The organism is bacterium (genome assembly GCA_016873475.1).
In the GTDB taxonomy this organism is placed as follows: domain Bacteria; phylum Krumholzibacteriota; class Krumholzibacteriia; order JACNKJ01; family JACNKJ01; genus VGXI01.
Genome location: VGXI01000034.1, coordinates 1 through 21,933, shown reverse-complemented (window position 1 = coordinate 21,933; position 21,933 = coordinate 1). Strand labels below are relative to the sequence as shown.

Annotated in this window: 22 protein-coding genes; 15 read left to right on the top strand and 7 right to left on the bottom strand. The window is 72.9% G+C overall.

Annotated features, from left to right (window positions below):
• Positions 1-653, top strand: a 653-nt coding sequence (locus FJ251_04875) for a tetratricopeptide repeat protein (GenBank protein MBM4117067.1), incomplete at its 5' end; no start/stop codon positions are given.
• Here the strand turns inward: FJ251_04875 and FJ251_04870 are convergent.
• Together FJ251_04870 and FJ251_04865 are read right to left on the bottom strand one after the other, a co-directional pair.
• On the bottom strand, positions 647-1,189 hold the full coding sequence (locus tag FJ251_04870; protein ID MBM4117066.1) for a hypothetical protein: 543 nt from the start codon (positions 1,187-1,189) through the stop codon (positions 647-649). The genes FJ251_04875 and FJ251_04870 overlap by 7 nt on opposite strands.
• 113 nt (positions 1,190-1,302) lie before the next feature.
• Positions 1,303-1,842: a hypothetical protein gene (locus FJ251_04865; GenBank protein MBM4117065.1), complete on the bottom strand. Its 540-nt coding sequence runs from the start codon at positions 1,840-1,842 to the stop codon at positions 1,303-1,305.
• A 189-nt stretch (positions 1,843-2,031) separates the two neighbouring features.
• Here FJ251_04865 and FJ251_04860 point away from each other — a divergent pair, with 189 nt between their 5' ends.
• On the top strand, positions 2,032-2,619 hold the full coding sequence (locus FJ251_04860; GenBank protein ID MBM4117064.1) for a hypothetical protein: 588 nt from the start codon (positions 2,032-2,034) through the stop codon (positions 2,617-2,619).
• Between the two features lie 11 nt (positions 2,620-2,630).
• Here FJ251_04860 and FJ251_04855 read toward each other — a convergent pair whose 3' ends face one another.
• Complete coding sequence (locus FJ251_04855; protein ID MBM4117063.1) at positions 2,631-4,619, bottom strand: S9 family peptidase; 1,989 nt, start codon at positions 4,617-4,619, stop codon at positions 2,631-2,633.
• A 114-nt stretch (positions 4,620-4,733) separates the two neighbouring features.
• Between FJ251_04855 and FJ251_04850 the strand changes: the two genes are divergently transcribed.
• From FJ251_04850 to FJ251_04835, 4 genes are all read left to right on the top strand, one after another.
• Entirely contained in the window at positions 4,734-5,465 is a 732-nt protein-coding gene (locus FJ251_04850) for a hypothetical protein (GenBank protein MBM4117062.1), read from the top strand.
• 66 nt (positions 5,466-5,531) lie between these two features.
• Positions 5,532-8,288 (top strand): peptidase S9, encoded by a 2,757-nt coding sequence (locus tag FJ251_04845; GenBank protein ID MBM4117061.1) that lies wholly within the window; start codon positions 5,532-5,534, stop codon positions 8,286-8,288.
• Between the two features lie 11 nt (positions 8,289-8,299).
• Complete coding sequence (locus FJ251_04840) at positions 8,300-9,040, top strand: NAD-dependent protein deacylase (protein MBM4117060.1); 741 nt, start codon at positions 8,300-8,302, stop codon at positions 9,038-9,040.
• Positions 9,037-9,816 (top strand): M48 family metallopeptidase, encoded by a 780-nt coding sequence (locus FJ251_04835; protein MBM4117059.1) that lies wholly within the window; start codon positions 9,037-9,039, stop codon positions 9,814-9,816. Before FJ251_04840 ends, FJ251_04835 begins: the two co-directional genes overlap by 4 nt.
• On the opposite strand, the gene FJ251_04830 is transcribed toward FJ251_04835, so the two are convergent.
• The 3 genes from FJ251_04830 to FJ251_04820 all read right to left on the bottom strand — a co-directional run bounded on the left by FJ251_04830 (position 9,813) and on the right by FJ251_04820 (position 12,538).
• A complete protein-coding gene (locus FJ251_04830; protein MBM4117058.1) occupies positions 9,813-10,916 on the bottom strand; it encodes a hypothetical protein in 1,104 nt (367 codons plus the stop codon). The two genes, FJ251_04835 and FJ251_04830, sit on opposite strands and share 4 nt — an antisense overlap.
• Positions 10,916-11,407 (bottom strand): hypothetical protein, encoded by a 492-nt coding sequence (locus tag FJ251_04825; protein MBM4117057.1) that lies wholly within the window; start codon positions 11,405-11,407, stop codon positions 10,916-10,918. The genes FJ251_04830 and FJ251_04825 overlap by 1 nt, the downstream gene beginning before the upstream one ends.
• A gap of 189 nt (positions 11,408-11,596) precedes the next feature.
• Entirely contained in the window at positions 11,597-12,538 is a 942-nt protein-coding gene (locus FJ251_04820; protein MBM4117056.1) for a hypothetical protein, read from the bottom strand.
• A gap of 297 nt (positions 12,539-12,835) precedes the next feature.
• Here FJ251_04820 and FJ251_04815 point away from each other — a divergent pair, with 297 nt between their 5' ends.
• The 8 genes from FJ251_04815 to FJ251_04780 all read left to right on the top strand — a co-directional run bounded on the left by FJ251_04815 (position 12,836) and on the right by FJ251_04780 (position 19,519).
• Positions 12,836-13,312, top strand: coding sequence for a GAF domain-containing protein (locus tag FJ251_04815; GenBank protein MBM4117055.1), 477 nt, complete (start codon positions 12,836-12,838; stop codon positions 13,310-13,312).
• Positions 13,309-13,677, top strand: a complete 369-nt coding sequence (locus FJ251_04810) for a hypothetical protein (GenBank protein ID MBM4117054.1) — start codon at positions 13,309-13,311, stop codon at positions 13,675-13,677. Before FJ251_04815 ends, FJ251_04810 begins: the two co-directional genes overlap by 4 nt.
• Positions 13,678-13,679: 2 nt before the next feature.
• Positions 13,680-13,976, top strand: coding sequence for a hypothetical protein (locus FJ251_04805; GenBank protein MBM4117053.1), 297 nt, complete (start codon positions 13,680-13,682; stop codon positions 13,974-13,976).
• Positions 13,977-14,491: 515 nt separating this feature from the next.
• Complete coding sequence (locus FJ251_04800) at positions 14,492-15,469, top strand: GNAT family N-acetyltransferase (GenBank protein ID MBM4117052.1); 978 nt, start codon at positions 14,492-14,494, stop codon at positions 15,467-15,469.
• Position 15,470: 1 nt separating this feature from the next.
• Positions 15,471-16,475: a GNAT family N-acetyltransferase gene (locus FJ251_04795; protein MBM4117051.1), complete on the top strand. Its 1,005-nt coding sequence runs from the start codon at positions 15,471-15,473 to the stop codon at positions 16,473-16,475.
• Positions 16,472-17,449, top strand: coding sequence for a GNAT family N-acetyltransferase (locus tag FJ251_04790; protein MBM4117050.1), 978 nt, complete (start codon positions 16,472-16,474; stop codon positions 17,447-17,449). The genes FJ251_04795 and FJ251_04790 overlap by 4 nt, the downstream gene beginning before the upstream one ends.
• Positions 17,442-18,407: a GNAT family N-acetyltransferase gene (locus FJ251_04785; protein MBM4117049.1), complete on the top strand. Its 966-nt coding sequence runs from the start codon at positions 17,442-17,444 to the stop codon at positions 18,405-18,407. The genes FJ251_04790 and FJ251_04785 overlap by 8 nt, the downstream gene beginning before the upstream one ends.
• Positions 18,404-19,519: a peptidase C45 gene (locus tag FJ251_04780; protein ID MBM4117048.1), complete on the top strand. Its 1,116-nt coding sequence runs from the start codon at positions 18,404-18,406 to the stop codon at positions 19,517-19,519. The genes FJ251_04785 and FJ251_04780 overlap by 4 nt, the downstream gene beginning before the upstream one ends.
• A gap of 9 nt (positions 19,520-19,528) precedes the next feature.
• Here the strand turns inward: FJ251_04780 and FJ251_04775 are convergent, their stop codons facing one another.
• Positions 19,529-20,776 carry an HDOD domain-containing protein gene (locus FJ251_04775; protein ID MBM4117047.1) on the bottom strand — a complete coding sequence of 416 codons (1,248 nt, stop codon included), beginning with the start codon at positions 20,774-20,776 and terminating at the stop codon, positions 19,529-19,531.
• A gap of 189 nt (positions 20,777-20,965) precedes the next feature.
• On the opposite strand from FJ251_04775, the gene rmuC reads away from it, so the two are divergent.
• Positions 20,966-21,933: DNA recombination protein RmuC (gene rmuC / locus FJ251_04770; GenBank protein MBM4117046.1), on the top strand; the 968-nt coding region annotated here is incomplete at its 3' end.

The following is a 21,933-nucleotide window of genomic DNA, read 5'->3' as shown; positions in this document are numbered from 1 at the left end:
TGGGCACTCAGATCGAGGAGGCCTACGCCGGGGGCCGGATCACCGACGCCGAGGGCCTCTCGCGCGTGGGGCTGCAGCGCCGCGAGGCGGGCCGCCACGCGGAGGCCCTGGCCATCTTCGAGCAAGCCCTGGCGCTGCGGCCGGGCGACCCCGACCTCCAGTACAATCGCCTGCTCACCCTGCGCGATCTCGGTCGCCTGGACGCCTTCAACGCCGCGCTGGACACCTTTGCCAAGCAGTTCCCCCGCGACGCCCGGGCGCACTCGCTGCGTGGACGTCTGCTCGCCGATGCGGGCATGATGGCGGAGGCGCTCGTCGCCTTCGACGCTGCGGTGGCGATCAACCCCGAGAACCCGACCACGCAGAACAACCGCGCCACGGCGCTCGCGCGCCTGGGCCGCTACGCCGAGGCCGCCCGCGGCTTCGAAGCGGTCTGCGCGCTGCAGCCTTCCTACCAGAATGCCGCCTTCTTCGCCGCGGCCAGCCACAGCATGGCCGATGCTCCCGCCGCCGCCGCGCGCTGGGCGCGCTTCTGCCTGGACAAGGGCCTGGCGCAGCCGGAGGCCTTCCGCACGGATCCGCTCTTCGCGAACCTGCGGGCGTCGGCGTTCTGGGATGGCGCCCGCGGGGAGCCGCGGGCGAGCGCTCAGTAGCGGGACTTCACCGTCGACCAGCTCGTGCCCGCGACGGCGACCTCGTCGAAGGTGAGAATGGTCCAGCGATTGAGCAGCTCGTGTGGCGGGTCGCCGAAGCCGTCGGCGTAGAGATCGTACCAGAGCCGCTCCGAGCTCGGGCAGTCCTCACCCACGTTGACGAGCAGGTCCAGGTAGCCGTAGTCCCCGCCCGGGATCTCGCCCCACTCGTCGCCGGCGCCGTCGATGTAGGAGACGTCCGTCCCCGGGACGCCGAACATGTCGAAGACCCAGTGCCCGTTGGAGGGCGAGTCGTCGTAGCTCATCCCCGCCACGGTGCAGCAGAGCGGAAAGCGCAGGTCGATGCGCGTGATCCAGTTGAAGTCCGTGCTCGCGTTCGTGACCTTCAGCCGGAGGTTGACATACTGCCCGAGCGCGAGCGGGCCGCTGGGCTCGGCCTTGACGATGGTGCTGCCCGTGATGTCGGCGACCGCCGGCGGGGCGGCGGCGAGCGCAGCGAGGAGGAGCGCGGCGAGGCAGAGGCGGGTCGTCTTCATGGGGATAAAGGATAGGGAAGCGGCGGGGCAGAATCAAGACGGCGTCCCGCGCCGGAGCGCGTGCTGCCCGGTTCTGCCCCGTCCTTCCCCGGCGCGCCCTCCCGCCGGCGGCCTCAGTGGCCCGGCGGCGCCGGCGTGTGCTCGACGACCTCGACGCCACGCCGGCGGTCGGGGTCGACGTTCGGGCAGTTGTCGCGCATCAGACAGACCCGGCAGCCGAGGCTGCGCCGCATGAGCTGGCGCATCACCATCAACACGATGAGCACGGCGGCGAGCAGTAGATCCTTGAGGATGATCGGCCGGCCGCGAATCTGGGCGAGCACGAGCACGAGGAAGGGATAGGCCCAGACGAGGTGCACGCCCCGCATCGCGCGCTTCATGCCGCGATAGAAGTCCGCCTCGCGACCGCGCCGGTAGAGTCGCGCCGCCAGCTTGCCCTTCAGCGAGATGCAGTAGCGTCCGTAGTAGGCGCAGTTCACGCAGGCGCTGCGCGGGTAGTGCACGTAGTGGACGGCGAGATAGAGCAGCAGGAAGCCGAGCGTGAACCAGACGCCGAGGTCCAGGAGCAGCGCCGTCGCCGCCATCGCGTAGACGATGGAGGCGAGCGTCGTCAGCAGGCCGATGCTGCGCGGGAATTCCCTGTAGCACTCCATGGCGGCCTTCCGGTGCGGCTGGCGGTATTCTGCGCAAGCACCGGGCGGCGAGCAAGGGATTCCCCGCCGGGCGGCACGGGCCATGCAGCCGCGTTGGGCGGGCACCCCGGCCGCCCCGATCGGATGGGCGGGGGGTCTTCGGCACACCCAGCGCCGCCGGGCGCGCGCAATGCGCAGTGGTCAGCCGCCATGTGGAAGCGCCTCGTCTTCGTCCTGCTCGTCGCCACCTGGGGCTACCACTGGTGGGCGCACCGGGAGATCGAACGCCCGCCGGGCCAGCTCGCGCCGGCGCTGCCGGCGCAGACGGGCGTGCACGGCATCCGGCAGCACTTCCAGGGCGGCGCCAAGATCACGCCGCTGGCCCGCTTCGACCTGCAGGCGCGCGTGCTCGGCGTGAAGCGCTATCGTTTCGACCAGGCGGCGGCGCTGGCGCCCTACGACCTCGCCCTCGGTTGGGGCCCGATGTCGGACAGCGCCGTGCTGGCCGCGATCGACATCGACCAGAGCAACCGCTTCTACTACTGGCGGGCCGCCGATCTGCCCATCCCGCGCGATCAGATCGCGGCGAACAGCGCCAACATGCACATCATCCCCGGCAACGACGCCGTGCGCGCCGCGCTCGGCCGCCTGCGCGTCGGGCACCTGGTCACCCTGCGCGGCTTCCTCGTGATGGCCGAGCGGCCCGACCGCGGTGTCTGGCTCAGCTCGATGACGCGCACCGACTCCGGCAACGGCGCCTGCGAGCTGGTCTGGGTCGAGGCCATCGAAGCCGAGTGAGAGCTCCCTAGCTAGAGGTAGCGCGCGAACCAGCCCGTGATGCGCACGAGGCGTTCGCGGCGGTTCTGCGGCCGGCCGCCGCGGCTCATGCCGTGGCTCTCGCCCTCGAAGCGGACGTACTCGGTCGTCTTGCCCAGGGCCTTCAGGATCGTGAACAGCTCGTCGGCCTGCGCGATCGGACAGCGCAGGTCGTTCTCGTTGTGGATGATCAAGAGCGGCGCCCGGATGCGGTGGGCGTGGAAGTTCGGCGACTGTCTCAGGTAGGCGAGCGGCTTCTGCCAGGGCCAGGCGCCGCCGAAGCTGTGGCGCTCCCCGGCGTTGTAGTCCGACGCGCCGAACTGGATCAGCCGGTTGCCCGCCTGGCGCATCGTCACGCCTGCCTTGAAGCGGCGGTTGTGGCCGAGCATCCAGGTGGTCATGAAGCCGCCGTAGGAGCCGCCGAGCACGCCGAGGCGGCGGGCGTCGACGTCCGGCTGGCGCGCCAGGTAGTTGGTCACGGCGATGAGGTCGGCGTAGTCCTTCTGTCCCCACTGGCCGTGGATCGACTTCACCCAGTCCGTTCCGTAGCCGCAGGACCCGCGCGGGTTCGAGAAGGCGACCACGTAGCCCTGCGCGGCGAGCAGGTGCATCTCGTGGAAGAAGGTGTAGCCGTACTGGCCCATCGGCCCGCCGTGGATCTCGAGCAGGCCCGGGTGCTTGGCGCCGCGCCGGGCGCCCGGCGGGCGCAGCAGCCAGCCCTGCACCCTCACCGCGCCGCTCTTCACGTTGAACTCCTCGGGCGCCGTGAGCAGCAGGCCGCCCAGGAGCGCGCGGTTGACCTGCGTCAGCCGCTTCGCCTGCCGGCGGCCGTCCAGGCGCAGGCCGTAGATGTCCCCGGCGTCCAGCATCGTCGCGGTGGCCAGGGCCGCGCGGCCCGCTTCGTCGACGCTGATGCCGTAGACGTTGACCTCACCGCCGAACTCGAGCCGCGCCTGGGCGCGCCGCGGGGCGCCCGCGCGCGGAATCGAGTAGACCCGATAGGCCCCGCGCTCGCTGATGCCGAAGGCGATGCGCCAGGTCTCGCCCTCCCGGTAGGGCCAGAGGGCGCTCGCATCGCCCATCACGGTGTCCGTGATGATGAAGTTGAAGGGCCAGTCGTCCAGCCAGGGCGTGAGGCAGCGCGCCGCGCCGCCGGCGCGGGGCGTCTCGTAGAGCCGGTAGGGGTGCTTGATCCACTCGCCCGGCCCGCCGAAGTGGCCGGTGAAGAGGAGCGAGCGCCCCTCGGGCGCCCAGGCGAGGGCGACGAGGTGGCCGCCGCGGGTGGTGGCCGGGCGCGGCGCGCCGCCGCGCGCGGGCAGCGTGAAGACCTGCTCGAGGCCGCCCTCGTGCTGGCGCTCGGGGTGCGGGTTCGCGATGAAGGCGATCTGCCGGCCGTCGGGGCTCCAGCAGGCCTCGCGCACGCTGAAGTCGCCCCGCGTGAGCTGGCGCGGCTTGCCGCCCGCGAGGCCAACGACGTAGAGCTGCTGGTGGTCGGCCGGGAAATAGCCGAAGCCGTCGAGCTTGTGCGAGAGCCGCGTGATGTGCTTGAAGGTCGCCTGCCGGGCGCGCTGCTTCGGGTCCTCCTTCTTCAGGTGCCGGTGCAGGAAGAGCAGGCGCCGGCCGTCGGGGCTGAAGGCGAGGCCGCTGATCGGCCCCTCCAGGTGCGTGAGCTGGCGCGCCTCGCCGCCGCCCGTGGGCAGCAGCCAGACGTTCGTCTTCTCTTCGCGGCTGGAGAGGAAGGCGATCTGGCGGCCGTCCGGGCTCCAGACGGGGGCGCTGTCGATCTGCGCGCCCTGCGTGAGCTGGCGGCGGCCGCCGCCAGCGCGCCGGACCTCGTGCAGGTTGGCCAGGTAGCGGTTCTCCTTGGCGTCGATCCGCTTCAGGCTGTAGACGATGCGCTCGCCGTCGGGGGAGATCGCCGGCGCCTCGGGGAACTGGAAACGGAAGAGGTCCTCTGCGCGGATCTTGCGTCGCGTGGCCATGGCTCGGCACTCCCTTGCAATCGAACACGAATTCGCCCAAACTGGCGCCGGCGCCCGGCGCCGGGGGGAATCCTAGGGCAGCGGGGCGACGAGGGGTAGCGGAAAGGAGCGGCAATGGTGGGCAAGGCGAAGGCGCGCGGACTGCTTCTGGCGATCGGCTTGGCGCTGGCGAGCGCCGCGGCGGCGGACGAGGCGCCGCCCTTCCGGCGCTGGGGTCTCGGCTGGGGGGAGCTCCTCTCCGTCGACGACTACAGCTACCTACGCGGAGTCGGTCTGCGCTATCGACTCGCCTCGGGCTGGAGCTTCACGGCGACGGGCTCCTTCGCCACGGCTTCCTCCAGCGGGTACTACCTGGATGAGAACCCCGACTACTACACCTTCGACCAGGGCGAAACCGTGACGAGCAGCGATCCCGTTTCGCGCAGCTTCGGCTTCAGCTGCGCGCGCGGCTTCGCGCTGCACCCGCGTCTCGGCCTGGCGCCGGTCCTGCGCATCGTGCACAGCTACAGCCGTCGCGTCGAGGAGAGGGAGAATCTGGACCTGGAGACCGACGGCAACGACTGGGAGTACGACGTCAGTCGCTCGCAGAAGCGCGGCGAGACGCTGCGCCTGGGCGTCGGGCTCAGACCGCAGATCCAGCTGCACTCCCGGGTCAGCGTCGAGTCGCAGGTCTTCTTCGACTACTACCGCTCGCACAGCCGCGAGCAAGACTGGCATCGCGGCGAAACGAGCGAGGGCGAGAGCGGGGAGCGCACAAGCCGCGGGACCCGCAAGGAGAGCGGCTGGTACTGGTCGGTGCCCACGCCCTCCGTCACCATGGGCCTGACGCTCTTCTTCTACTTCTAGGGCTTCACGGCGGCGGCCCCTTGGCCTAGAGTGGCGGCGCTCAGAACGCCCACGCCGAGGTGATCCATGCCGCGCCCCGCCCGCCTGCTCCCGCTTGCGCTCCTGCTCCTGCTCCCGCCCGCCCTCGCCGCTGCCGCGCCGCCGGCCCCGGCGAACGAGTGGAGCGTCGAGGCGATCGTCGCCCAGGAGGCGGCGCGCGAGTTCGCGGTCTCGCCCGACGGCCGCTGGGCCGCCTGGGCGCAGCGCGCGCTGGTGGACGCGGGCAAGGCCTACCGCTGGCAGCTCTGGCTCGCGCCGCTGGACGTGGCCAGCGCAGCGGGAGAGGCCCGGCAGCTCACGCGCGCGGAGAGCGACGCCCGCCGCCCGCGCTGGTCGCCCGATGGGCGCCGGCTCGCCTTCCTCGCCGCCCGCGCGCAGCCAGCGGGCGATGCCAAGACCGCGGCCGACCCCGAGCCGCAGATCTGGCTGCTGCCGCTGGCAGGCGGCGAGGCCGAAGCGCTCACCGACCACGCCGGCGGCATCGCCGACTTCGCCTGGATCGGTCCCGAGCGGCTGCTCTACCTCGCCGGCGAGGGCAAGAGCCTGCGCGAGACGCGCCTCGAAGAGCAGGGCGACGAGACCGTGGTCGTCGGCGACGAGGAGAACGTGCCGCCTGCGCGCCTGTTCACGCTCACGCTCGGCGAGGCGCCGCGCCGCCTGACTGCGAACGGCGAGCCCATCCTCGACTTCGTGGCCAGCCCGGACGGCCGCCACGCCGTCGCCCGCTACAGCCTGAGCCTGCACGACGACTACGACGCGCGCACCCCGCCCGCGGTGCGCCTGGTCGACCTCGCGAGCGGCGCCGTGCGCGAGATCCTGCCGGCCGCGCTGCGCGCGCACGATTTCACCTGGGACCTCGAAAGCAAGGGCTTCTACTTCCTGCAGCCCGTGTCGACGGACTCGCTCTCGCTCTACGTGAGCCAGGACGAGCTCGCCTACCGCGGCCTGGGGGACAGGGACTGGCGCTCGCTCGACCTCGATTGGCAGCGCGGGCTCGACGCGCCGGCGCTCGCCGCCTGGCGCGGCGGTGCCCTCGTCAGCCTCGCCGACGGCCTGCGCAATCGCCTGCTCCTGCTCGAGCGCAAGGGGGAGACCTGGGCCATTCACGAGCTGCCCCGCCCCGCGCGCGGCGTCGACAAGCCTCTGGCGACGAGCCCCGACGGCAAGCTGCTCCTGCTCGCCGAGCAGCGCGCGGACCGCCCCGACCGCTACCTCGTCTGGCGCCTCGGCGGCGACGGCAAGGCGGCCAGGACCCCGCCCGCCCTCGGCGAGCGCCGCGAGTTCCTGCGCCTGAACTCGGCCCTCGGCGCGCTGCCCGCGCCGCAGAGCGAGCCCTTCCGCTGGCGGGGCGCCGCGGGCGACAGCGTCGAGGGCCTGCTCATCTACCCGATCGGCTATGAGGCCGGGCGCGACGGCCCGCGCCCGCTGGTCGTGATGCCGCACGGCGGTCCCGCCGACGCCGACCGCGACCGCTTCGACGAAGACTGGTACGGCTCGGCCGCGCTGCTCGCCGCGCGCGGCGCTTTCGTGCTCAAGCCCAACTACCACGGCAGCAGCGGCTACGGCCTCGCCTGGCTGGAGTCGATCAAGGGCCGCTACTACGAATTGGAGCTGCCCGACATCCGCAGCGGCATCGACTCGCTCGTCGCGCGCGGGCTCGCGGACGGCTCGCGCCTCGCGCTCGTCGGCTGGAGCAACGGCGCCATCCTCTCCATCGCGGCGGCGATCGAGTCCGAGGGCCGCTACCGTGCCCTCGTGGCCGGCGCGGGCGACGTCAACTGGACCAGCGACTACGGCAACTGCGCCTTCGGCGCCGCCTTCGATGACGCCTACTTCGGCGGCGCGCCCTGGGAGCTGCCCGAGCTCTACCTGGCCAAGAGCCCGCTCTTCCGCCTCGACCGCCTGCAGGTGCCCACCTTGGTCGCCATCGGCGAAGCGGATGTGAACGTGCCCACCGAGCAGGGCCAGCAGCTCTACCGCGCGCTGCAGCAGACGGGCGCCGCGCCTGTGCGCTTCCTGCGCTTTCCCGGCGAGGATCACTTCCTCGCCTCGCCCCCCGCGCGCCGGCGCTACCTCGCGGAGACGCTGGCCTGGCTCGATCGCTGGCTCTTCGAGCTGACGCCGGCCACCGAGCCCCGCTACCGGCCCGAGTCGCCGCTCGCCCGCGCGCTCGCGCTGGCGGACGTCGCGACCAGCCAGGGCTACTATGGCGAGCTGGCCGGAGAGGCGCTGGTCCCCGAGCTCCTCCCCTGGGGCGAGTTGCTCGTCGGGCGCTTCGAGGTGACGCGCGCGCAGTGGGCCGCCTTCAAGGGCCGGCCGCGGCCGGCCGAGCGGCGCGAGGGCAACCTGCCCGTCGCGGGCGTCAGCGCCGACGAGGCGCGCGCATACTGCAGTTGGCTCGGCACCCAGCTGGGCGCCGACTGCCGCCTGCCCAACGGGGAGGAATGGGAGCGGCTCACGGCGCTCGCGGCCGAACCGGAGAACACGCTCGCCTGGTGGGCGGGCCAGGCGCCGGGGCGCGACGACGCCGCGGCGCTCGCCGAGACCGTCGCCCAGCTCGCCGTCAACCGCGACCTGCTCGAGCCCGTCGGCTCCTTCGCGCCGGCGGGGTCGAGCGGGCTCTACGACCTCGGCGGCAACGCCGCCGAGTGGGTGCGCGAGGGCGGCAGGGCCGTCGCGCGCGGGCTCTGTGCGGCAACGGCGCCCGATGCGCTGGGCGGCGAGCCCGCGCCGCCGGCGGCCTACATCGGCCTGCGCGTGGTGGTCACGCGCGCCGAGGAGTAGGGGGGCGAGCGATGGCCGCGCCCGACCTGCGGCGTTTCTCGCGCCTCGTCTTCTTCACGGGCGCGGGGCTGAGCGCCGAGAGCGGCATCGCCACCTATCGCGGCGAGGGCGGCGTCTGGACGCGCTACCGCTACGAGGACTACGCCTGCCAGCGCGCCTTCCGCCGCGCGCCCGAGCGCGTCTGGGAGTTCCACGACGCGCGCCGCGCGGACGTGGCGGCCGCGGCGCCGAACGCGGCGCACCGGCTGATCGCGGCGATCCAGGCCGCGCGGCCGGGGACGGCGATCGTCACGCAGAACATCGACGGCCTGCACCAGGCCGCCGGCGCCACGGACGTGATCGAGCTGCACGGCAGCCTGTGGCGTCTGCGCTGCGAGGCCTGCGGCGCCCGCTGCGAGTGCCGCGAGGTGCCGCTCGCGGACAAGCACTGCGCCTGCGGCGCCTGGTGGCGGCCGGACCTCGTCTGGTTCGAGGACCCCCTCGACGGGGCCCTCTTTTCCCAGGCGGCCGCGCGCCTGTCCGCCTGCGACTGCCTCGTCGCGATCGGCACCTCGGCCCTCGTTCATCCAGCAGCGGAGCTGCCGATGCTGGCATTCCGCTCGGCAGCGCTCACGATCGAGATCAACCCCGAGGAGACGCCGCTCTCGCGCTTCTACGATCACTGCCTGCGCGGGCCGGCCAGCGCCATGCTCGCCGCCCTCTGGGCCGAAGCCGGCGAGGTCACGCGTGAAGGCGGCGAGGCCGGCGCGTGAGGGAGACGCAGAGCGCGCGCAGCCTGCACGTCGCCGGGCGCGAGCAGCCCTACCTGCTCATCCGCCGCCAGGGCCGACGGCGGCTCACTCTCAGTGTCGAGCCGCGCCGCGGCCTCGTCGTGCTGGCGCCGCCGCGCCTCGCCCTGGCCGCGATCGAGGCCTTCCTCGTTGCCGAGGCGGCCTGGTGGACCACGCGCCTCGCCGAGCTGGCGGCCTGGGAGGCCGAGCACCCGCCGCGCCGTTTCGCCGACGGCGAGCGCCTGCCCCTGCTCGGCGAGGCCTGGACCCTGCGCGTCAGTGAAGCGCCGGGCCGCCTGCGCGCGCGCGTCGGCGGGACGGGGCAGAGCGCCGGCACACCGCGGGGCGAGGCCGCACGCGAGATCGCGCTCGTCCTGCCTGCCGGCCTCGCTCCCGAGGTGCGGCATGCCGCCGCCGCTGCCGCGCTCGAAGCCTGGTACCGCCCCCTCGCCCGCGAGCTGATCGCAGCGCGCGCCGCGCACTGGGCGCGGGCGCTGCGCGTCAGGCCGACGGCGATCGGCATTCGTGATACGCGCAGCCGCTGGGGGAGCTGCTCGAGCAGCGGCCGGCTCTCCTTCAGCTGGCGCCTCGTGATGGCGCCGCCGGCCGTGCTCGACTACCTCGTCGTCCACGAGCTCTGCCACCTGAAGCAGCCCGACCACTCCGAGCGCTTCTGGGCGCTGGTCGCGGGGCAGCTCCCGGACTACGAGCGCGCGCGGCGCTGGCTGCGCCGGCGCGGGCGGGAGCTCTATCTCTAGTCGTTCTCGACGCTGGCCATCCACTCGGAGTAGGTCCCAAGCCAGTCGCCGTAGCCGGGCTCGAGGCTGGCCGTGGCGAAGTCCGCGAGCGTCAGCGGCGTGAGCCAGGCGAGGACGAGGCGCCAGCGGTCCTTCTCGCCGCCGTCGGGCAGGAGGAGCAGCCGCAGGATCGCCGCCTCGCCCAGCGCGCAGCGCGGCGGCGCGCCCGCCCCCGGGGGCGGGCCGAGCGGCGCCGGCCCCGCGCCGCGCTGGTAGCGGCACTCCGCGAAGGCCGCCTGCTGGCGAGCCAGGCTCGTCAACAGGCCCGCGATCCCCTTGCGCACGAAGCGGCGCTTCAGCCAGCCGAGTTCGGCCAGCGCGGGCTCGTTCGCGAAGAGGCTGTCGAGCAGGGCCTCGCGCGCGGCCGGCCCCGCCCAGGGATCGAGGGCGAGGGGCAGCGCGCCCGGCAGCACGGGGCAGGACTCGCCCCCGGGGGCGACAGCGACCCGCCAGGGAGCGCAGCGCGGATCGTGCCAAGGGATCGCCGTGCGCAGCGAGACGAGGAGCAGCGGCGAGAGCCGCGGGTCGGGATCGAGGACGCCCTTGTGCGCGAGGCGCAGCGGCTGCAGTCCGGGCCGCAAGTGCAGTGGCAGCGCGTGGAGGCTGTCCGCGCGCACGAGTGCGAGGACGGTCGCCGGCGGCAGCAGGTCGGTCGGTGCGGCCACGAAGGCGTGGCGCAGGGCTTCGTGCGCGGCGGCGAGCCCGGCCCACCCGCCCCCGGGGGCGGCCTCCGCGGGAGCGAGCGGCGCGGCCTCCGCGCGCAGGGCGCGCAACCAGACGCCCAGGGGCTCCGGGTAGGCGAGCGTGGAGTCGGCCGCGCGCGCGACGAGCCGCGCCGCGGCGTCAGTGTCGAAGCGCGCGGCGAAGGCGGCCGAGTCGTCCGCGGCGACGGCGGCCGCGAAGTCCGCGAGCAGGCGCACCACGCGCCCCCGCTCGCCGCCGTCGAGCCGGCGCGCTTGCCGGTCCAGCTCGAGCAGGAAAGGCCCGGCTCCCGCAGGGCGCGGGAGCCAGGCCAGCGAGGCGACGACGAGCGCCGCCGCACGGTAGCAGCGCGAGCCCACTAGCAGGGCTCCCAGGTGGCGTTCCAGCCATTCCACCACATCACGGTGAGTTGGCCGCAGAAGTCGCCGTCGCCGTGGATCTGGAAGTGCAGGCCGAAGGCGTCGATGCTGAGCTTGATGTGATCCTTGATCCACTGCCAAACGCCGCGCTCGCCGCTCAGCGCCTGGACGAGCGCGGGCTCCTTCCAGATGGGCAGCTCGGGGTTGGCCGCGCGCACGAGCGCGAGAATCGCCAGTGCGCTGCGCGTGACGCCGTCCGGGCAAGGGATGGCCTCGAGGGTCGGCTTGATGCCGCCCGGGTCGCTGAGGGTCTGCGGCTGGAGCGAGGCGCCGCGGCCGGCGGTTTCGCCGCCGTAGAGCGCCTTGATGCCGCCGAGGCTGATGTCCTCCGTGGCCGCGTAGCTCATGGCGTGCAGGATGGTCCCCTCGATGATGAGGGGCAGGGTGATCGCGAAGTACAACCAGATCGAATAGCTGATCATCTTGGACATGGCGAGTGTCTCCCGCTTGCGTGTCCCTGGGAGAAGGCAAGCGGGCGACTGCAGGGCGCGTGCCGAGGCGGCGGAAGCGCGCAAGTTGCGCTACGGTCGGGCGATCGCCGCGCGCGCGGCGTGCGCGCCCGCGCGGCGCCGACAAGCGCGATTGTCGGGCGCGGGCGCGAGCGTCCACGGCGGCGTCGCTCAGAAGATCGCGGGCAGGAGGCCGGGCAGCACCTCGAACTCGGCCGCGAGGATGCGCTCGGAGAGCAGCTCGCCGTCGGCGTGGCCGGCGAAGGGCGTCTCGCCGCGCACGCTGAGGCGGGCGACGCGCCGGCTCTCGATCCCGGGCAGGTCGAGATGCGTGCCCTTCATCGCCCGGGGCAGGAGGCGGAGGATCTCGAGGCGGCCGCGGGCGTCGGCGGCGCAGACGTCCAGGCGGCCATCGCAGGGGTTTGCCCGGGGGTTGAGCCGGAAGCCGCCGCCCGAGGTGCTCCCGTTGCCGACGCTGACGAGGAGCAGCGGCCGCGGCGGCGCTTCGACCCCGTCCCAGGCCAGCGCGAGCCGCGGGCTCTCGAGGCGGACCAGCACCTTGAGTAGCGCGATCAGGTAGAGCGGCAGGCCGCGCAGGGGCAGGCGCAGCCGGTAGGCCGCCCAGCCCACCTGGCCCTCGAAGCCGAGCCCCACGTTGTTGACGAAGAGGCGCTCGCGCGGTGCCGCCTCGCCGACCTCGCGCCAGCGCATGCGGCCGAGGTCGAGCGCGCGGGGCTGGCCCGCGCAGAGGCGGCGGCAGGCGGCCGCGAAGTCCGCCGGCAGGCGCAGGCTCTTGATGAGGTCGTTGCCCGTGCCCGCGGGCAGGATGCCGAGCGCCGCGAGCGGGCGCGTGTCCTCCGCCGCGCGCGCGAGGCGGGCCTCAGCGAGGCCGCCCGCGACTTCCTGGATCGTGCCGTCGCCGCCCAGCGCGACGATCACCGAGTAGCGCGCGGCCTCCTCGCGCGCCACGCGCCGCGCGTCGCCGCCGGCGCGCGTGACGAAGACCTCGTAGGCGAGGCCGCCCGCGTCGAGCAGGCGCTCCGCCTCGCGGCGGCGCCGCGCGCCCAGCCCGCGGCCGGATGCGGGATTCGCGATGACGAGGTGCGTCAGCACGGCGGCAGGCTAGCACGGCGCCCCCGGCGTCCCTAGCCCCATCTGGCCGGCCTCCAGCGTGAGTCCGTCCCGGGGCACGGCGCGCGCAACGCGGGAAATCGTCGATGGGGTCATTGGTTTTCGCGAAACCCCACAGCCGGGCAGCGATCGGGCCCGGGTCCAGGGACCGAACCGGCGATTCCGGATCGCCCGGCCCTTTTCGAGCGCGAACCTGCCGCCATCTTGACGGTCCCCGCAGCCTCGCTATGCTCGGCGGACCGCGCGCGAGTCCGCGCGCCGGCAGCCCGGAGGCTCCAGATGGACGAGTCCGCCGCCCTCCTCGCCGAGATCGAGCGCGCCCTCGCCGCCGCACCCACGCGCGAAGCCGCCCTCGCCGCGGTCTGCCGGCTCGTTGCCACGCGCCGCCCCGGCTATGACTGGGTGGGCTTCTACTGCGTCGACCCCGAGCGCCCGCGCGAGCTCGTGCTCGGGCCCTTCGTCGGCGAGCCCACCGAGCACACGCGCATTCCCTTCGGCCGCGGCATCTGCGGCCAGGTGGCCGAGCGCGCGGAGACGATGGTGGTGGAAGACGTCACCGCCGAGGCCAACCACCTCGCCTGCAGCCTGGCCGTGCGCTCGGAGATCGTCGTGCCGATCCTCGTGCGCGGCCGCTTCGTCGCGCAGCTCGACATCGACTCCCATCAGCCCGCCCGCTTCGGCCCCGCCGACCGCGCGCTCTGCGAGGCGATCTGCGCGCGGCTCGCGCCGCTCTTCGCGGGAGAGGCGCCGCAATGAATGAGCGCCTGGTGGGACTGACGCCGGCCTGCCTGCGCGCCATCGCCGCTGGGCACAAGACGCAACTGCGCCGCGTGGTCAAGGACGCCGCGGCGCCCTGCCCTCTCGGCGAGCCGGGCGACACGCTCTGCGCGGCCGACGGCACGCGGCTGCGCATCCTCGCCCTGCGCCGGGAGCGGCTGCAGGCAATCGCCGATGCGGATCTCGCGTGCGAGGGCGGGATGTGGCGGGAGACCAGCCCGCCGGGGGTGGCGGAGAGCGAGCGCGCGGGCTTCGCCCGCTGGTGGGACGCGGTGCACGCTCGCCCCGAGAGCCGGTGGCGGGCGGACCCCTGGGTCTGGGTGGTCACCTTCGAGAGGAGCTAGGCATGTTCGTCGTCCGCGATGTCTTCCACTGCAAGCCCGGCCAGGCCAAGGCCCTGGCGGAGATCCTGAGGCGCGCGCTGCCCCACTTCGAGTCGATCGACGGCTTCGTCAACGGCCGCGTCATGGTGGACGCCGTCGCGGGCTACTGGACGGTGGTGCTGGAAGCGGAGATCGACTCGCTCGCGAGCTTCGAGCAGCACCTCGCCGCGAGCGGGACGCGGCCGGAGGTCCGCGCGATCATGAAGGGCTACATGGACCTGGTCACGGGCGGCCACCGCGAGATCTACCGGCTCGTCTAGGGCCGCGGGGCCGGGCGCCCGGCCTGCGAAAAGCTGCCGCATCCAGGTTTTCTTCTGGACTCGGCGGTGCAGAGTCTCTAAACTAGCCGCCCATTCCACCACGCGTCCAAACGCGACACGAGGCCGGGGCGGCCCCATCCGCCTCGATCGGGAGCGACGCCAAGGCATCCCGATGCCAGCCGCGCGCCGCGGGGAAGATGCCGGCCGTCCACGCGGGCTTCGGCCCGCCAGCACAGGAGTGACCGATGATCCAGAACCAGACCGACTCGGCGCTGGTCGTGTGCCCGCTCCTGGCTGCCGTCAGGGGGATGGCCCTCGTCAAGCGCCGCTAGGCGCCCTGCCCTCCCGAGCGAGGGCTCCCGCGCCCACCGGCGCTGATCCCGAAGCCAGATCCCTCCCGCGGCCAGCGGCCCGCGACCGGTCATTGCCGGCAGCGCGCCCTTTCGCCTTCGCGGCCCCTTGGGCCTGGCCATCAACAGCTCGCCCCGCGAGCGGACAAAGTGGAGTCGATCGAGATGACTGCGATTCGTGAGTTCCTGCCCGGCGACTACCCGGGCTTGGTCGTCCTGCGCAACGCCGTCGACCCGGATCACCCGGTCGACGAGGCCGAGCTGCGCCACTACGACGAGAGCCGCGACCGGACCCTCCACCTCCAGCGTTGGGTCTGGGAGGAGGCGGGCCGGATCCTCGGCTACGCCACGCTGAGCCACATGGACTGGATGTACCACCCGGACCGCTACTACGGCATGGTCCAGGTGCTGCCCTCTGCGCGCGGTCGCGGCCGCGGCAGGGCGCTCTATGAGACCGTGCTCGCCGCCGCGCAGGCGCGTGGGGCGCTCAGCCTGCGTACGCAGGTGCTGGAGAACTGGGCGGATGGCCTGCGCTTCCTCGCCGCGCGCGGCTATGTCCCGGGCAACCGCGAGGTGGAGTCCGCGCTCGACCTCACGCGCTTCGCGCCCGAGCGCTTCGCGGGCGCCGAGGCCAAGACCGTGGCCGCGGGCCTGCGCCTGCTGAGCTACGCCGAGCTGGAGAGCGACCCCGAGCGCGACCGGAAGCTCTGGGACTTCGACGCCCTCGTCGGCGCCGACATGCCGATGCCCGAGCCCTACACGGTGCCGCCCTTCGAGGTCTTTCAGCGCAAGTACCTCCGGCACCCGGACTTCTACGCGGAGGGCTTCCTCGTGGCGGTGACGCCCGAGGGGCTCTTTGCCGGGCTCAGCATGCTTCAGCACTCGAAGGTGCCGGGGCGCTTGAACACGGGCTTCACGGGCGTGCGCCGCGAGTGGCGCGGCCAGGGCGTGGCCACGGGCCTCAAGGTGGCGGTGCTCAGCCGCGCGAAGGCCGCCGGCTACCGCGAGGTGCGCACCGGCAACGACTCGACGAACGACAGCATGCTGGGCATCAACCGCCGGCTGGGCTTCACGCCGCTGCCGGCCTGGGTGGACTTCGCGCTGGAACCCCTGCCCGCGCAGGCCCAGCGCCAGGAGGCTTGAAATGGCGAGGCAATGGACGATCCGCGACTTCACGCCCGCCGACTACGACGGCTACACCGCGGTGCACAACGCCTGCTACCCGACCTATCTGCAGGCCGCGAGCGACATCGCGCGCTGGGATTCCCTGCGCGAGCCGAAGATCCGCTGGCGGCGCTGGGTGGGTGAAGCCGAGGGCCGCGTCGTGGCCTGGGCGAGCTACGCCAACAGCAGCCATGCCTACCATCCGCGCAAGTTCTGGCTGGAGCTGGGTGTGCATCCGGACTGGCGGCGGCAGGGGCTGGGCGCGGCGCTCTTCGACACCGTGATCGCGGCCGTGGGCGCTTTCGATCCGATCGTGCTGCGCAGCGAGGTGCGCGAGGACAACCTCGGCGGCCGCGCCTTCGCGGAGGCGCGCGGCTTCGGGCTCGACTACCGCGAGCAGGAGTCGCGCCTGGACATCCAGGCCTTCCAGCCCGAGCATTTCGCGGCCGATCTCGCGCGCACGGCGGCGGCGGGGATTGCGATCAAGAGCTATCCCGAGCTGGCGGCGGACCCCGCGCGCGATGAGAAGTACTTTGCGCTCGAGCAGCTGCTGCTGCCGGACGTGCCGAGCAGCGACCCCTTCACGCCGACGGACTTCGCCGTCTGGCGGAAACGATTCCTCGAGAGCCCGAACTTCCTGCCGGCGCTCAACATGATCGCCGTGCGCCGCGAGGACGAGGCGTACGTGGGCCTGAGCAACCTCTGGAAGGAGGAGACGCCGGGACGCGTCGAGACAGGGCTCACGGCCGTGCGGCGCGACTGCCGTCAGCTGGGCGTCGCGACGGCGCTCAAGGTGTCGGCGCTGGCGGCCGCCAAGGCGGCCGGCTACGCGGCCACGATCACCTGGAACGCCGAGACGAACAAGGGCATGCTGGGCATCAACTACCGCCTGGGATTCGTGCCGCAGCCCGCCTGGTGGATGATCGAGAAGGTGCTGGACGCCGCCGCCCTCGCGGCGAGCGCCGGCGAGGAGGCACGGGCATGAGCTGGACGATCCGCGACTTCGTCGACGCCGATTTCGAGGCCTGGGCGGAGCTGCACAATGCCGTCTTTCCCGACTGGACGGAGAGCGCCGCCGAACGCCGTCGAGCCGATCGCCTGCGCGAACCGCAGCACAAGGTGCGGCGCTGGGTGGCCGAGGGGGGCGCTGCGCTGCTCGGCACCGGCTGCTACTACCAGGAGACCTGGGGCTACCACCCGCGCAAGTTCTACGTGGAGGTCATCGTGCGCGAAGACAGGCGTCGCCAGGGCCTGGGCGCCGCGCTCTACGACACGGTGGTCGCCGCGCTGGCCGAACACGAGCCGATCCTGCTGCGCGGCATGCTGCGCGAGGACTGGGAGGCGAGCCGCCGCTTCGCCGCGGCGCGCGGCTATGCGCCGGGCATGCGCGTGGAGGAGTCCGTCTGCGACATCGCGAGTTTCGATCCGAGTGCCTACGCCGCGGACCTCGCGCGCGCAAGCGAGCAGGGCATCGCGATTCGCAGTCTGCCCGAGCTGGAGAACCGACCGGACTGGCAGGAGAAGATGTACGCGCTCGCGCAGCAGCTGCTCGCGGACATGCCGCGCACCGAGCTGCACGTGCCGCCGCCCTTCGAGCTCTGGCGCGAGCGCTCGCTGGGCAGCCCGCGCTTCCTGCCGGAGCTGAACCTGATCGCGCTCGACGGCGAGCGTTTCGTCGGGATCAGCAACTTCTGGCGGAACGAGATCCCGGGTCGCGTGGGCACGGGCCTCACCGGCGTGCTCGGCGAGTACCGCCGCCGCGGCCTCGCCACGGCGCTCAAGGTGCGGGCGCTCGGCGCCGCCAAGGCGGCGGGCTACAAGGAAACGCGCACCTGGAACGCCGCGGAAAACGCAGGGATGCTCGGCATCAACCGGCGGCTCGGGTTCACGCCGCTGCCCGCCTGGCTCGAGATGGAGAAGCCCGTCGGCGCGGACGAGGGGGAGGCGGCGCGTGCCTGAGCTGCGTCCCTTTCGCGAGGCGGACTACCCCGCGCTCGCCGCGCTGCAGGTGGCCTGCGAGCCGGAGCATCCACTGGGCGAGGCCCACTGGCGCCACGAGGACTCCCTTGTGGATGCACGGGTCAAGCGTGGGCGTGTTGTCGCTGAAGTGGCGGGAGGGCTCGCCGGTTACGCAGGCTTCCTGCAGTACTCGCTGATGTTCCACCCGCGGCGCTTCGTGCTCTACGGTGGCGTCACGCCGGCCGCGCGCGGGCGCGGTCTGGGCCGCGCGCTCTACGCCTGGCTCGAGGCGGCCCTCGCGCCCAGCACGCCCGAGCGTCTGAGCGCGGGCCTCTGGGCCGAACAGGTCGAGGGCGAAGCCTGGCTCCTGCGGCGCGGCTATCGCGAAACCCTGCGCGAGATCGAATCCGCGCTCCACTTCGCGGAGTTCGCGGCCGCGGACTGGGCGCCGGCCCGTGCGCGCGGCGAGGCGGCGGGCGTGCAGTTCACGACCCTCGCGGCGCTCGGCGACGACGACGCCTGGCGGCGGCGCGTCTTCGCGCTCGACATGGCCTTCAGCGCGGACATCCCGATGACGGGCGAGCTGACGCCGCCCGACTACGCGATCTACGCCCATCTCTACTACGGCTGCCCGGGCTACCGGCCCGAGCTGTGCTGGCTGGCACTCGCCGCGGCAGCGGACGGCGAGCCCGAGCCGGTGGGCCTGTGCTGGCACGCGCTGGCGCCGCGGACGGGCGAGCTGGAGACCATCGTCAGCGGCGTGCGGCGCGACTGGCGGGGGCGCGGCATCGCCCTCGCGCTCAAGGCGCAGGCCCTGGCCGACGCCAAGGCGCAGGGCTTCGCGCGCGTCACGACGCGCAACGCCGCCACGAACGCCGGCATGCTGGCTGTGAACCGGCGCCTCGGCTACCGGCCCGGCGGCGCGCGCCTGATCCTCGAGAAGGAGCTGAACGCATGAGTCTGCCCGTCGTGAACCTCAGTGGCGATGCCCACGCGCAGGGCCTCGGCCACGGCCGGGCGCTGGCCGGAGCGATCGCCCACAACCTGCACGTCTACCTGGATCGCTTCGAGCGCGAGGCCCAGCTTCCACGCGCGGAGCTGCTCGCGCGCAGCGGCGCCTATCTGGAGGCCTTGGGCGACCGCGCGCCGGATTACCGGCGCGGCATGGCGGGCATCGCGGAGGGCGCGGGCCTGCCCTTCGATCTCGTCGCCATGCTGAACCTGCGCTACGAGCTGCTCTACTACCAGTACGGCACGGTGAAGGCCGCCGAGGCGGCGCGGCAACTCGAGCACCGCGGGGAGCCCGACGGCTGCACGGCCTTCGCCCTGCTGCCCGAGGCGACGGCCGCGGGGCGCCTGCTCGTCGGGCAGAACTGGGACTGGATCCCCGCAGCCAAGGGCGCGCTGCTGCGCGTGCGGCCGGAGGCGGGCCCCGCGCGCCTGGGCTTCACGGAGGCGGGCATCTTCGGCCTCAAGATCGGCCTGAACGCGGCGGGCGTGGCCCTCGCCATCAACGGCATGCTGAGCACGACCGACGACTGGCGCCGCTTCACGCTGCCCTTCCACTGGCGCTGTCACGCCGTGCTGGCGGCGCCGGATTTCGCGACGGCGGTCGCCGTGATCGCGGACGAGGCGCGCGCCTGCACGACGAACTACCTGATCGCCCAGGCGCCGGGGCAGGTGCTGGACCTCGAGGCGGCGCCCGACGCGCTCGGCCGCGTGGGCTGCCGCGACGGCTGCCTCGCCCATGCGAATCACTTCGAAGACCCGGCGGCGCTCGGCGTCGTCGAACCGCCGAGCTTGACGCGGCCCTACTCGCGCCAGCGCGCGGCGCGCCTGGAGGCCCTGCTGCGCGAAGGGCGGCCGGTGTCGCTGCCAGGTCTGCAAGGGATGCTGCGCGACCATGCCGGGCGGCCGAACTCCGTCTGCCGGCACGAGGACGAGGCCTTGCCCGCCGTCGAGCGGGTGCACACCGTGGCGTCGCTGATCATGGATCCCGGCGCGGGGCGGCTCTGGGCCACGGACGGCCCGCCCTGCGGCGCGGACTACCAGGAACTGGCGCTGGATTGAAGGCGCTGGCTAGCTGAGCAGGCGCTGCGGCTGGCGCTGGCCCGTGACGCCGCGCGTGAAGCTGTCGAGGCTCTCGATGGTGCCGAGGTAGTCCTCGGCGGTCGCGGCGGACTCGAGGCCGAGCGCGGCGCAGTGCGTCTCCACTGCGGCCCAGTCGCCGTGCTCGAGGGCGGCACAGAGCCGGAGCATGATGCCGAGCAGGCCCTTGCCCTCGACGAGACCCTCGCGGGCCTGCGGGCTGACGGGCAGCAGCTCGAGCACCTTCTCCATCGTGCGGCCGAGGATGACGTCCAGCCAGGAGAAGAAGCCCACGAAGTAGAACTCCTGGTCGCGTAGCCTCTCGCCGAGGCGTCCGGCGAGCGTCTCCATGAAGGCCGCGCGGATGAAGGAGCGCTGCACCAGCTCCTCGCTGCAGTCCTCGGCGATGTCGGTCATCGCCGTCACCTGGATGAGCTGGCGGATGCGCATCTCGCCGAGCATCACCATGGCGTGGCTGATCGAGAGGATCTCGTGCGGCAGGCCGGCCCAGGCCGAGTTGACCAGGCGCAGCAGCCGGTAGGAGAGCGAGAGGTCGCTCTTGATGAGGCTCTCGAGCGTGGCGTAGTCGATCGGATCCTTGCGGATCGCCTGGAAGAGCGCGAGGGCGACGGCCTTGTTGCGCGGGATGTCGCCGTGCGTGAGCACCTCGGGCCGCTGGAAGTAGTAGCCCTGGAAGTAGGTGAAGCCGACGCTCTGCGCGCGCTGGAAGTCGGCCCAGGTCTCCACCTTCTCGGCAAGGAAGCGCAGGCCGGGGCGTCGCCAGGCGCGGACGATCTCGCTTGCGCGGCTCTCGCCGGCGGCCTGCCAGTCGACCTTGACGACGTCGACCAGCTCGACGAAGGCCTGCTGGCTCGCGCAACTGGCGATGTCGTCCAGCGCGAAGCGATAGCCCGCCGCACGCAGCTCGCGGACGGCCTCGAGCACCTCGGGGTCGGGCGCGACGTCCTCGAGGATCTCGATCACGACCTGCTTGGCCGGCAGGATGCGCACGCTGCCGTCGAGCAGGAGCTGCCGCGGCATGTTGATGAAGGCGTCGCGATTGCCGGTGAGCGCCGAGAGATCGAAGAGGGAGAGCGAATTGGAGATCACCGAGGAGCTGGCCGCGTTGGCGTCCCGACCGCGAAAGAGATTCTCCGGCCCCGAGCGGAAGAGCAGCTCGTAGGCGTGGACCTTGTTGTCCACGGTGAGGATCGGTTGGCGGGCGATGAAGGCTTCCATTGCCGTCCCGTAATGTTCGTCAGGCCAAGGCCTTGTGCGCTGGTGGATGCTCCGCTCACGCAACTTCCGTTCCACGCATCTGCGTCCGCGCGCACGGCTGGGCCCCTTCCCATGCCTCCTCGTCGTGCCGCGGGCTTCCTTGCCGCGCCGCGTCCCGCGCGCTAGAGTGGCTCCGGCCGGGAGGTGAGCATGGACACGCAGGCACTCCTGCTGGGCATTCCTATCGGCGCCGTTCTCGGGCTGCTGATCGGTTTTCTTTGGTCGCGGGGGCGCCTGGCGCGCCTCGAGGTCGAGCTGGGCCGCGCGCGGGCCACGCTCGAGGGCGAGCGCAAGGGCGCCGCCGAGAAGCTGGAGCTGCTGCGCAAGGAAGGCGAGCGTCTGGCGACCGAATTCGAGGCGCTCGCCGCCAAGGCCCTGGATGCGAACAGCGTCCGCCTGCTCCAGCTCAGCCGGGAGGCCTTCGGCAGAGAGCAGGCGACGGCGCGCGGGGATCTGGACCTGCGCAAGCAGGAGGTCGCGAAGCTCGTCGAGCCCCTGGGCAAGTCGATCGAGAAGGTGAACGAGGAGCTGGCGCGCATCGAAAAGGCGCGCGCCGAAGCCTACGGCGGCCTGAACGAGCAGCTGCGCGCGCTGGCCGGCGCCCACGAGAAGCTGCAGGCCGAGACCGGCAACCTGGTGCAGGCCCTGCGCCGGCCCAGCGGCCGCGGCCAGTGGGGCGAGATGCAGCTGCGCCGCGTGGTCGAGATGGCCGGCATGCTCGAGCACGTCGACTTCCACGAGCAGGTGAGCGGCGAATCCGACGCTGGGCGCCTGCGGCCCGACATGATCATCAAGATGCCCGGCGGCGGGCAGGTGGTGGTGGACGCGAAGACGCCGCTGGAGGCCTACCTCGCGGCGCTCGAGGCCACGGACGACGCGGCGCGCGCGGGGCATCTCGCCGACCACGCACGGCAGGTGCGCGATCACGTGCGCAAGCTGGGCGCCAAGAGCTACCAGGAGCAGTTCGGCACGAGCCCCGAGTTCACGGTGATGTTCCTGCCCAGCGAGAGCATCTTCTACGCCGCGCTCGAAAAGGACCCGGGTCTCATCGAGAGTGGCGTCACCGACAGGGTGCTGCTCGCCACGCCGACCACCCTGATCGCCCTCCTGCGCGCGGT

Coding starts and splice junctions, on each gene's coding strand:
- FJ251_04790 (MBM4117050.1), top strand. CDS start 16,472: ATGAGCTGGACGATCCGCGACTTCGTCGACGCCGATTTCGAGGCCTGG.
- FJ251_04825 (MBM4117057.1), bottom strand. CDS start 11,407: ATGTCCAAGATGATCAGCTATTCGATCTGGTTGTACTTCGCGATCACC.
- FJ251_04800 (MBM4117052.1), top strand. CDS start 14,492: ATGACTGCGATTCGTGAGTTCCTGCCCGGCGACTACCCGGGCTTGGTC.
- FJ251_04815 (MBM4117055.1), top strand. CDS start 12,836: ATGGACGAGTCCGCCGCCCTCCTCGCCGAGATCGAGCGCGCCCTCGCC.
- FJ251_04860 (MBM4117064.1), top strand. CDS start 2,032: ATGTGGAAGCGCCTCGTCTTCGTCCTGCTCGTCGCCACCTGGGGCTAC.
- FJ251_04810 (MBM4117054.1), top strand. CDS start 13,309: ATGAATGAGCGCCTGGTGGGACTGACGCCGGCCTGCCTGCGCGCCATC.
- FJ251_04855 (MBM4117063.1), bottom strand. CDS start 4,619: ATGGCCACGCGACGCAAGATCCGCGCAGAGGACCTCTTCCGTTTCCAG.
- FJ251_04805 (MBM4117053.1), top strand. CDS start 13,680: ATGTTCGTCGTCCGCGATGTCTTCCACTGCAAGCCCGGCCAGGCCAAG.
- FJ251_04870 (MBM4117066.1), bottom strand. CDS start 1,189: ATGAAGACGACCCGCCTCTGCCTCGCCGCGCTCCTCCTCGCTGCGCTC.
- FJ251_04795 (MBM4117051.1), top strand. CDS start 15,471: ATGGCGAGGCAATGGACGATCCGCGACTTCACGCCCGCCGACTACGAC.
- FJ251_04865 (MBM4117065.1), bottom strand. CDS start 1,842: ATGGAGTGCTACAGGGAATTCCCGCGCAGCATCGGCCTGCTGACGACG.
- FJ251_04850 (MBM4117062.1), top strand. CDS start 4,734: ATGGTGGGCAAGGCGAAGGCGCGCGGACTGCTTCTGGCGATCGGCTTG.
- FJ251_04780 (MBM4117048.1), top strand. CDS start 18,404: ATGAGTCTGCCCGTCGTGAACCTCAGTGGCGATGCCCACGCGCAGGGC.
- FJ251_04845 (MBM4117061.1), top strand. CDS start 5,532: ATGCCGCGCCCCGCCCGCCTGCTCCCGCTTGCGCTCCTGCTCCTGCTC.
- FJ251_04775 (MBM4117047.1), bottom strand. CDS start 20,776: ATGGAAGCCTTCATCGCCCGCCAACCGATCCTCACCGTGGACAACAAG.
- FJ251_04840 (MBM4117060.1), top strand. CDS start 8,300: ATGGCCGCGCCCGACCTGCGGCGTTTCTCGCGCCTCGTCTTCTTCACG.